The following is an 11,408-nucleotide window of genomic DNA, read 5'->3' on the forward strand; positions in this document are numbered from 1 at the left end:
CCTGAACATCAACACCAGCGCCGCCACCTGCGAGAACACCGGAGACTCGGTGCAGATCCAGCCAGGATCCAGCAGCCGGGGCGGCGAGTTGGTGGCTGGTTGTCTCACGCCGGATCCGCAGGGGCGTCTGAGACGCGTTCTGCATGATCGTACAGCAGCGACCGTGAATCTCAGATCCTTAGCGATCACCGCACGTCTCACCCTGAGCGGACTGCTCCACGACCTGAAGCCATAACTACTCACAAAATTGCTGTCGTTCGGCGGTCAATCCGCCCCCTTGTGGATACCGCGCCCCGGTGATACAGGAGCGAACCACCACCGGTCACCCCTAAGACACCGCGAGTTCAATCGCAGTAACGACAGCAACTCGACCCCAGGCCCATACGCCTAACAACTCAAGAGGCTCGCGCGTGCGGCACAGCACTTATATGCCGCACGCGCGGAGAAAGTGATTCACCAGACCTCAGGCTCTTGCCACTGAACGCAGGTTGGGCGCCGCCCGGAAGAAATAAATTCCCTTACAGCCCGACGCACAAGATCGATCGCTATTTCCGAGTAGCCTGGAAATTCGGTTTCATTTCCGGCAATGAAATAGGAAACACCCCCTCGCCTCCCTGAAGTGCCAAGCGAAACGACATTCCCGCTTTCGTCCATGAAACTAAGGACGCCAACCTGAAGCTCCTTATCGACGCCGACCAGGAACTCGTGATCCGGGAAGCCCGAGGGAAGGGTTGGGCGTTCCAGCGAGTGCAGTTCGGCCATATTCTCAGAATCTCGGCCAGCGAGAAGGGCGTCGACGAGCGCATCTGCGTCATCGGGTGTGACGATTACGCGTCCATCCGCATGCTCTTTTCGATAGTAGGCCTCAGCCCGCCCCTTCATCACTCTACTCCTCCGTAGGTCTTGGAATTGAAACCGCCCTTACCGTTCGGCCAGTGTACCGTGAGTTGCCTGTCACCGAGGATGACACCTAGCACGTTGTCACATCCCAGGCGCTGCATGCACGGACCGGCAGGATTATTGATGAAAACATCCCCCTTCTTCATTCCATCCCGAACCATGATTGCAGCAAACTTCTGCTCCACATCGCTAGCGCGAGCCGATTTTGCAGCCCCCGGCAAAACTCCACGCTCCCTGAGCTTGCCGTTAACTATATCGATCAATTTCTGATCGGCTCCCTTAGCTCCACTAGCCACGCGGAAAGCACGCCCATCCGCCATTCCAATCCCGACGGTTTTCCCCTTCGCGACATATTTCGGAAGGTTCCGCAGAGCGAAAGCCCTTAGCGCGGCTACACCTTCTCCGATCCCGAGAGCGCGAGCCGTCCCGGTTCCCCATCCCGGGCCTCCCGGGGTCCACGCTACAATGTTCAGTTGGACTGACTTGTATTCGCATACTCCGTCCGTATCACAGAGTAGTTGAGGCTCAGGCGTCCCAAAGAACTTGCTGTAAAGGAACTTGAACACGCTGAGAACAGGGTCTTTAATGTGATCCGGGTAGGGGCCGGGCGTCGGTTCTGGCCCTGGACTCGGACTCGGCAGAGGACCGCTACTGCTGGTCTTCTTCCCTGTCCCCCCAGAGCCGCTGGTCTTCTTCCCGGTGCTAGTGGTTACCGGGGCGGGGCTGTATGGGCCGTATACCGGCGCAGATCGGACACCGCATTTCTGCCAGCCGCCGCTGCACTGACGGACTTCCCCCTTTTCTCCCTGCTCCAGCCTGATGGTTCCGGTCGGGTCGCTGTAGGTGAGGGGGTTTTGGCCGGCGTAGCTGTAGCCGTTAAGGCTCTGTGGGTCGGTGGGGTCGAGGATGGGGTCGACGCTGATGAAGCGGCCGGTGGTGGGGTCGTATTCGCGGGCGCCGAGGTGGGTGAGGCCGGTGGCTTTGGTGTCGTCGGTGCCGCCGACGTAGCCCTTGGTGCCGGGCCAGGAGGCCGGTTCGGTGCCGCGGGTTCCGCCGAAGGGCAGGGTGCGGCGTTGGGTGAGTTTCTGAGTCGTGGCGTCGATGGCGAGTTGGGCGGTGCCGTGGTGGTCGGCGAGGGTGAAGGAGACGTTGCCGTCGTCGGTCTTGACGGCCTGGTTTCCGCCGCCGAGGTCGTAGTAGCGGGTGGCCTTGGGCTTGGTGGCGTCCTTGACCAGGGTGATCTCGGTGGTGCCGAGGTAGAGGGTGGTTTCGGTGGGGGTGCGGCCGATGAGGCGGTTGCCGTCGGCGTCGTAGAGGTATTCGGTGGTCTTGCCGGAGCCGCCCTGGACGGGTTCGGTCACCTTGGCGAGGTGGCCTTCGGCGTCCCAGGTGAGGTTCTGCGTGGAGCCGCCGAGGGTGCGGCTGGTGGTGTTGCCGGTCTCGTCGTAGCCGTAGGTGTCCTTCGCGGTGCCGGTCGGATCAGTGGTGGTGACGGAGGACAGGGCGTGTGGGTGGGCGCTGCTCGGGGTGGGGTAGGTGTAGGTGCGCTTGGTGTCCTTGGAGGCGTCACCTGTGGTGTTGTGGAGTGTTTCCGAGGTGCGGTTTCCGACGAGGTCGTAGGTGTAGGAGGTCCAGTACGTGGCCGGGCCGCCCAGCACGCTGCCGGTGGGGGTGGTGGCGCAGGTGGTGGTGTTCTGGGTCCAGGCTTCGGTGAGGCGGCGCAGGTAGTCGTAGGTGAAGCACTGGTTGTCGGTTCCGTCGCGGGAGACGTCGGAGACGGACAGGACGTTGCCTGCCTCGTCGTAGTGGTAGGTGCTGTTCCGGTCGACTCCGGCGATGTCCTGGCGGTCGACGCGGGTGTTGGCCAGGCGCTGGGTGCCCCACTCGTAGGTGTTGGTGACCTGGACCGGCTTGGCGCCGGCGGCCGTGCCGTACATCTTGTACTGGCTGGGCTTGCCGGTATTGAAGTAGCTGGTCTCCGCCTTGAAACCGTCCCCCAGCAGGGAGACGGGCCACAGAGTGTCCGGATCGTAGGAGAACGACTGGCTGCCGCCGGGGAGCGAGCCCGCCGCGGAGTAGCTGACGCCGCCGACCAGTCCGGAGGTCAGGTAGGCGGTACCGGCCTGGTAGGTGCCCGCGAGGGCGCCTTCCCGCTCGGGGATGACCACGGCGGTTCTCACCGGCCGGTAGAGGCGGTCGTACTGGGTGACCTTGGTGGTGTAGGCGGTGCCGTCGACGTAGCGGGTGGACTCAGCGGGCTGGCCCTTGGCGTTGGGGACGGTGTCGTAGGTCCAGGCGGCGCGCAGGGCGCCAGTGGCCGAGGCCTCGCGCAGTTCGGTCTGTCGGCCGAGGTTGTCGTAGCCGTGCCACAGGGCCGGGCTGCCTGGGCGGGCGTCCTTGGAGGTGACCAGTTGGCCGCGGTCGTCGTAGGTGCTGGTGGTGGTGCCCTTGTCGGGGTCGCTGGACGTGAGCTGGCGGCCGAGCAGGTCGTAGGTGTACGACCAAGTGCTGCCTGCCGGGTCGGTCAGCCGCAGCAGTTCACCGCGGGGTGTGTAGGTGTACTTGGTGGTGTCGTAGGCCGCCTCCGCGCTGCGGGCAACGTGCTGGCGCAGTTCGGTGGTCTGGCCCCGGGCGTCGGTGAGAGTGGTGGTGGCAGTGCCGCCGACCGGCGGGATCACCGTGGTCCGGTCGCCGCCGTAGATCGTCCGCGTGGTGGCCAGCACCGGTCCGCCGTCGCCGTTGCCCGCGACCTGCTTGGCCTCGGTCTGGCGCCCCAGCCCGTCGTAGGTGTACCGGTTCTGGGTCTCCACACCCAGCGTTTCTTTGTCATCCGGCTTGACCAGGACCGTGGACGGTGCGCCCTCGGCGTAGTAGGCGGCGAACTCCTTGGCTTTCAGGCCGCGTTCGTCGTAGAAGGTGTCGGTCAGCAGGCGTCCGCCGCCCGAACCCGGGTCCTGGGTCTGGCGGGGGCGCAGGAAACCGTCGTAGACGGTGTAGGAGGTGCGCTGGCCTCCGGTGTTGTTGAGCGTCTTGGCGCCCACCACCACCGGATGGTTGTCCTCAACGGTGTAGGTGAACTGGTAGGTCGGAGTCTGGTCCGTCTTGCGGTCGGCCAGCCACACCTTGGTCGAACGGCCCAGGGCGTCGTAGGCGAAGTTGGTTACATTGGCGTTGGTGTCGGACTGCTGCTGAGTCAGACCGCGGAAGATGTCCTGAGTGGTGGTCGTGATCTGCGCGGTGGCCGCGTCGCCCGCCTTTGCCGGAGGCGTGGTCACCTTCACCGTGGTCGCGAAACCGGTCGCGGGAGTGAGTTCGGTCGTGGTCGTACGGCCGTCCTTACGCGCGGTCCGCGTGATCGCCCCAGCCGCGGTGACCGTCACATCGGCGGTCAGATCGGTACTGGTCAGCTCGCGACCGTAGGCGTCGTAAGTGGTGCCGGACTCCAGGTAGGTGGCGGTGGTGCCGCTGTATTCCTTCAACACCGCACTGGCCGTTGCGTCCCCCTTCGTAGGGGCCGCGTCGTACGCACCGCCGTCGTAGGCGGTGCGGACATCGGACATCACATCCGCGGGACGGCTGACACTGGCGTCGCAGGCCTTCGATACTGTCTCCACCCGCGAAGGCAGGTTCAGGATGTTGTCGGTGGAGTTGGTGGCGTAGGTGGTGCGGGTGCAGGTGTCGTCGGCGGAGGTGCTGTCGTCGCCGAAGTCGTCGGCCTTCGTGATCCGTCCGGCGACTGTGTCGTAGGTGTTGGCGGTGGATGTGGTGCGCCACTTGGCACCCGCGCCGTCGTCCAGCGAGGTCCAGTTCTTGGTCTGGGAGGTTCCGGTGAAGTTGGCGGTGACCGTGCCCCAACTGCGGGTCTTCTTCGCCGTCTCGTGGTGCCAGGGACGGTTGACCGTCTTGGCCAGGACCTTGCCACCAGGGCCCGAGTAGCTGACGGCCTTGTACGCGAAGCCGGCCGCCGACTCGTGGTCGGTGATCGGATCTCCTTCACCACTGCCCAGGGTGACGGTCACGGACTTGGTGCCGCCAGAGGCGTCCTTGCGGTCGCCGTCCATGCCACGCAGGAAGTACGTGTCCTCCTGCGACTTCATCGCCGAGGCACCGCCCTGGCCACCGGTCTGCACGCGGACGTGTCCGTAGCCGCGCCACTGCGACCAGGTCTTGAACTTCTCCTTGGTCAGCCCGTCGTCATCGTCGTAGTGCCAGGCCGCACCATCCAGATAGTCATAGCTGGTGACCTGGTCCGGTGCCCCGCCCGTACGGTCGGTCGCGGTGACGGAGGTGACCACGTACTTGTTGAACCACTGCAGCTCGGGGTCATCCGTGGTGCTGCCGCCGATGTACTGCGGAAAGCAGCGCGTCGTGTTGGTCTGCGGAGTCGGCAGAGCATTGAAGTCGCAGGCTGGTTTCGAGTAGTTGACATCGATCTGCCCACCGGATTCATCGGCGACCGTGGACAGACGGTCCTTGACGAAAGGCGGGTAACCGTCGCCGGTCTTGTCCAACCGGTTGACGAGCTGCGTGTAGGCGAAGGTCGTCTTCGGCAGAGTGATCGCAGGGGTGGCAGTGTGCCCAGTGCGCTGGATCGAGTCCAGCAGCAACTGGTAGTCGGTATCCGCCATGCCCCACCGGTGCGTCAGCTGCCAGGAGTCGACATCCTTGTAGGTGCTGCCGTCGTAGACCTGAGTGGTCACCTGGGCAAGCCGCTTGCGGGTGAAGAACACCGGGGAGAGGCGGCCCTTGTCACACTCCTTGCCGCTGTCGCAGTTCAGGTCCCAAGGGGTGTCGTACCAGTAGGCGGCATCTTTGGTGATGTCCGAGCAGGCGGTGGTGGACAGGCAGCGCTCGGCACTGGTGAAGCTGACCTTGGCCAGTGCCTTGGTGCCGTACATCGAGGAAGACTTCAGCCCGTAGTCGATGTGGTCAAGGGTGCCGCCACGCACATAGCGAGTGTTGTCGCTGGCCTTCAGGTTGCGGCCGTAGGAGTTGGTCTCCTGGTTGTAGTAGTAGGCGACGGCGTTGCCGTGGACGTCGACGGCGTAGTCGAGGTTCCAGCGCCAGGCCTGCTGGCACCACGAGTCGGCGAACGCCGAGGCGTGGCAGGGCTCGCCGGTGTCGTTGCCGAAGACGGGGGCGGTCCAGGTGGAGTCGGTGGTCGGCTTGCCGTCCGCCCAGCCGGGCAGCCGGTTGTAGCCGAAGTAGTAGCGGGTGCCATCGGTATCGGTCAGCCGCCAGTACTCGCCGTCGTTGTCGCCGTTGCCGCGGTTGCTGGAGGTCAGGCGGTCGATCTTGGTGCCGTCGTCGTTCTTCAGCTTCCACGAATCGGCGCCGTTCGGAACCAGCTCGCCACCCTTGCCGTTGAAGGTGAGGAACGCGTTGTCGTAGGCCCAGCACAGGTCTCCGGGCTTGTTGCCGTCCGCGTTCTTCACGCCGTCCTCGGCGCAGGGCTTGTATCGGCGTTCGATGAAGCCAGGCCACAAGTCGAAGCCGTCGCCAGCCCAGGACGCCTGGTTGTTGGTGTTTCCGGTGCGACCGTCGACGGAACCCGACGAGTACGACAGCCCGACGTTCGGTGTCATTCCGCCGGGAACATCCGGTACCGGCATGTCGTACGACCAGGCAAAGTCACCGGTGTTCAGGTTGGTGTTCCAGGTCGCGGAAGGCGACAGCGACGTGGCCTTGTAGTCCCCCTTCGCACTCTGCGTCTCCGCCACGGCGGCGAGCACCATGGGAGTACCCGCGGTGAGAGACACGGTCTGCGCGGTAAGGGTCCGCTTCTTGGTGTCGTTGGCCGTCGCCACCGGCTCGCTGGTGCGACAGTGCGCCTTGTTGGGGGTGGTAAGTGCGCATGCGGGCAGTTGCACCAGGGTGAGGCGGGAGGCATAGCCGCCGCCGTAGGCGTCGGCGAAGCCCGAGTAGTCCAGCTTCGCCCGCACCCGACCGGCCCGACCCGCCTGTCCGCCTTGGCCCTTGTCCTTCAGGCGCAGGGATATGAGGACCCCGTCAACCGCTGCCTTCTTCGCGGCCTCGGAGCCGAGGACGCGCGTCTCGACGGCGCCGCTCGCTGACTTCGCGTCGGCGTTGCCCTCTGTGTCCAGCGTCAGCGGCAGCCCCGTGGCCTGGGCAGCCGTGTGTGCGGTGCCCTTCGCGGCGGGGGCTGGCAGCTCGACGACTGCCGTGGCTGTCTTCGGCCAGGCCGCGTTGGGGGGCGTCTGCGGAGTACGCGGCCCCTTCATCAGCGTGCGCGGTTTGGTCTTGACCGCGGAGACAGGTACCGGCTTCTCGGACTGAGGAAGGGCGGGGAGCCCCGTCCCGGCGTCCGCAGCTGCAGCGGGCTGCGCCACCCCTTGCAGAAGGGTGCCGACCATGACTGCGGCCGAGCCCAGTGCGATACGTCGCCGCAGCGCTTTGAGTCGTTTGCCTGATCTGTGGTTCATCTGTCGTTCATTCCGTCCTTCGTCCGTTTTTCGCTGCACGTCAGCCTGTGTGTCGCAGAGCAGGCCGGAGTGGAAGTCGAATGGCCTTTCGCGCGCGGGTGTTACGGCGGCCCGGGAGGTCCGGGCCGCCGCCGTTGCGTCAGTAGTCGCCTGGAACGTCTGCGGCTATGTCAGGCCGACGCGTGGCAGATCGGCCGGTCTGTCTGACGGTGGCTTCAGCGCTCCGTGGCGTGTCGTGCTACTCAGCTGGTGCCGGGCACCTCGGTCGGTACGTCGAACCAGGTGAAGGCCAGATACGCGACCTGTTCGTCGGTCAGTGCGCCCTGGAAGGCCCAGACGTCGTCGACCAGGCCGGGGAAGTACTCGCCCCAGGCCCCGTCGGTCTTGGCGCGGCCGACCTGGAAGGACTTGGTCGCCTTGAAGGCAAGCGTGTTCTCAGCCCAGGAGGCCGGGGTCGCGCAGCCCGTGTCGTCGTCTTGGCCGTCGTCGGTGCCGCTGCAGGAGATCTCCTGAAGCGTTCCGTTGACGTAGAGGCGGGCTTGCTTGGCGAAGCCGTCGTAGACGACGGCCAGGTGGTTCCAGTCCCGTGCGTCGTAGAACTCGCTGTTGGCCACGCGTACGACCGTCGCGTCCGTGCCGTCCTTGTCCGGCACCGCCAGCTCCCAGCGGCCACGGCCTTCCGGGTTCGCGGCATCGGGTACGAAGCGGACGGTGAAGGCGCTCTGGTTGGTGCCTTCGGCGCTGACCAGCGCGACACCGCTTTGTGGCAGGGCGGCGGCCTGCGCCCAGGCGGTGACGGTGTAGCTGGCGCTGGTGTCGACCGGTACGGACGTCGTGGCCGCGTAGCCGCCGACGCCGTCCAGCTCCAGGCTGCCGAAGTCCATGAAGGCGAAGTCCGACTTCTTGGCGCCGCCGTTCAGAGTGAGCGCGCCGCCTCCGGACACCGCGTTCGGAGTGGTCACCGGGCCGGTCCCGGTGGTCTCCTCGAACATCCAACGGGCCTTGACCAGCGGGCGTTGCTTGAACATCTGCTGGACTTCTTCGGCCGAGACCGGGCGGTCCAGTAGGCGGACGTCATCGATGGTGCCGGGGAAGTAAGAGGCCATGGCCCCGCTGTAGATACCGGCGCCGACATACACCGACTGGCCCGCGTAGAACGCCCCGCCCAGCTTGGTCGAGCCTGCCATGACACCGTTCACGTACAGGGTGAGGGTGTCGGCCACAGCGTCATGGACACCGACCAGGTGCACCCATTCCCCGGCGCGGGCGGTGACGCCGTCGGCCTGCATGGCCCGTATCGGGGTCGCGTCCGGGGCGTCGGCGGAGTACTGGTTGAACGCCCAACGGTCGTATGCAGCCGAGTAGTACAGTTCGAAGCCGGGCTTGTCCTTGCCCGCCTGCGCCGCGATGATGCCGGCGCTGGTGGGCTTCTTGTCCAGCTTCGCCCACGCCGAGATGGTGAAGGGGCGCTGGGTATCGGCGTGCGGGGCCTCGGTGTGCGCGTAGCCGCTCGTGCCGTCCAGCTTCAGTGCACGGCCGGCGACGCCGGGGGTACCGAGTTGGGCGTCACCGGCGAGTGTCAGGGGCTGGGTGTCGGCATGCCCTTCGACCGCGGTGGCACCTGTCTCCTCGTCCAGCGGGAACACCGCGCGGGCGGTGCGTCCGTTGCCGATCGGTTCGAGGCGGTACAGGTGGGTGACCTCGGTGGCGCTGACCGGCTTGTCGAAGATCCGCAGGTCGTCGATGCTGCCGGGGAAGTAGTTCGTGACGATGCCGTTGAGGTTCGCGGCTCCGATCTGCAGCCCGCGGCGCGCATCCCATGCGGTCGTGTAGGGCGTGGAGCCGGTCAGGGCCCCGTTCACATACAGCCGCAACTCCTTGTCGCTCCCGCTGTACACACCCACCAGATGGGTCCACTCATTCGCGCTCACGCCGCCGGCCTGCGGGGCCATCGCCCGCGCGATAGAGGCCCCCGGAGTGTCGGACGTGTACTGGTTGAAGACCCACCGGTCGTAACCCTGGGAGTAGTACAACTCGAAGCCCGGGGAATAATTGCCCGGCTGAGCCGCGATAACGGCGGCTTTGGTAGGTATCTGGTCAAGCCTGACCCAGGCCGAGACGCTGAACCCGTTGGCTGTGTTGACCGTCGGGATGTCAGTTGCCGCGTAGCCGCTTGTGCCGTCCAGATGCAGAGCGGTGCCCTTCTTGCCCGCTACGCCGGTGGTGGCACCGCCGTGCAACGTGGCGACGCGTGCACCGGAGCTGCCTGTGGCCTGGCTTGCCCCGGCCGGCTCGTCCATCTGCCACATCGCCCGCTCCGGCTGCCCGTTCTTCACCCGGAACTGGTAGGTGCGGATCTCACTGCCGTTACCCGCCTGGTCGAACGCCTTGGCGGTGACGAAGTTCAATCCTTCCTTGGCCGGCAGCATCTTCGCGATCTTCGCGGCACCCGCGGTCGTGGTGATCGTGTTCGCCGACGTGGGGTCACCGTTGATACCGAACCAGTACTTGGTCACATCAGTGTCTGCGGCCTTGAGCTCGAACGAGCCGTACTTGCCCACCCCGTCGTACCACGGGTCGTCCGGGTTCTCCGGATCGGAGGCCGGATACTCGCCCGAGGCGATCGAAGGCGCCTTCGGCACCGAGGTGTCGTAGTAGAAGTAGCAGGCTGTCGGATCACCTGCAGACGACCACGGCGAGTACTGAGCCCCGTCATAGGCGCGCGCTTGCCAGTAGATCTTCTTGTTCTGCGGCACATTGGACGGCAGGCTGATCGAGAAGTTGGACCCGGACTTCTTGGACGAGGTCAACGCCGGCTTCCACCGCGCGATCACCCCCTTGCCGTCCCCCGAATCCCACGACGCCTGGAACTCGACCGCGACGGTGTCGCCGTCCGGGTCGGTGACGTTGTTCGCGGAGACCTTGCCCAGGGTGCGCACACGCGCCGCGTCCGCAGGCTTCTTGCAGGTGCCGCCGTACTCCATCGTCAGCTGCGACATCTTGATCTGCGCGGGCGGACGGTTGTACTTCACCCGCAGATACGCCTTGTCCGAGAACCGCTTCCACCCATAGGCGTCGGACTCGCTGGCCGCCTGCAGGCCGAAGGTCATCGTCGCGCTCTTGTTGTTCGCGGCCGTCTGCACCGCCGACTTCACGTCGAATTCCGCGTCCTTGGCCGCACAACCGGAGTAGCCGTAGGCGAAGGACTTCGACGCCAGCTGCTTGACCCAGAAGCCAGAGGCGTTCTGGGTGTTCCACGTCGTCGACGACGAGATGTCCTTGGTCTGCCACAGCTGCACGCTGCGCGCCTCGCAGGACGCAGACCAGGTGTTGTGGACCACGAACTCCGCCGACAGGATCGACTTCCCCGCAAACGTCGAGGTCGGGATCCGGTAGAAGAGACGCTTGGTGTCGTTCGGCTCGCAGTAGGACCAGTTGCAGTAGCCCATCCCGGCGTCCGAAGCACCGTTGAACTTCCACTGCGGAGAGGACGCCCAGTACTTCGACGCCATCGTCCACGCCGACGCCTTCGGCGTGTACCACTGCGGGTCGATGAACACCGGATACACCGTGTCCTGACCCTTCAACACGTCGGCGTCCGGCTTCAACACCAACTCGTCCTGGCCGGCCGACACTTCCACACCGACCGGCGCCAGCTTGCCCGACTCCGTCGCCCCCGGTTCGCCACTGCCGGGCTCCTCAGCCGAGGTCGCACCCAACGGCCGCACCGTTGCTGGCTCTTCCGGAGCGGAACCCTCACTGGAGTCCCACATCAGCGGCTGCGGCGCCTCGAACACCGCACTGCCGGCACCCTTGTCGACAGCCTCCAGACCACCCTCGTCCGCCTTCTGGATGTTCACGCCTTCGCCGTCAAGCTTCAACCGCAGTGCGGCAAGCTCCTTACTGGCCGCGGCCTCAGCCGACTTGACCACCAGCAACTGTGTGAACCCGTCCTCCTGTGCCCCCAGCCGCAGATCCACACCAGGCAGGACATCCGGATACGTTGCGCTATCACCCTCGATCCGTGGGGCAGGAAGCGTCCCAGGCCAGGACAGTGCTATCTCA

Annotated in this window: 3 protein-coding genes; all 3 read right to left on the reverse strand. The window is 65.5% G+C overall.

Annotation, left to right across the window (positions count from 1 at the left end; all coding sequences use genetic code 11):
• Positions 1 to 453: 453 nt before the first annotated feature.
• Complete coding sequence (locus tag NGF19_RS29755; RefSeq protein ID WP_252428963.1) at positions 454 to 882, reverse strand: Imm1 family immunity protein; 429 nt, start codon at positions 880 to 882, stop codon at positions 454 to 456.
• Positions 882 to 7,343 (reverse strand): RHS repeat-associated core domain-containing protein, encoded by a 6,462-nt coding sequence (locus NGF19_RS29760; RefSeq protein ID WP_252428965.1) that lies wholly within the window; start codon positions 7,341 to 7,343, stop codon positions 882 to 884. The genes NGF19_RS29755 and NGF19_RS29760 overlap by 1 nt, the downstream gene beginning before the upstream one ends.
• Positions 7,344 to 7,585: 242 nt before the next feature.
• Positions 7,586 to 11,408 (reverse strand): LamG-like jellyroll fold domain-containing protein (locus NGF19_RS29765; protein WP_252428967.1); only part of this gene is annotated, 3,823 nt, incomplete at its 5' end.

Source organism: Streptomyces macrolidinus (genome assembly GCF_023887685.1).
Classification (GTDB): domain Bacteria; phylum Actinomycetota; class Actinomycetes; order Streptomycetales; family Streptomycetaceae; genus Streptomyces; species Streptomyces macrolidinus.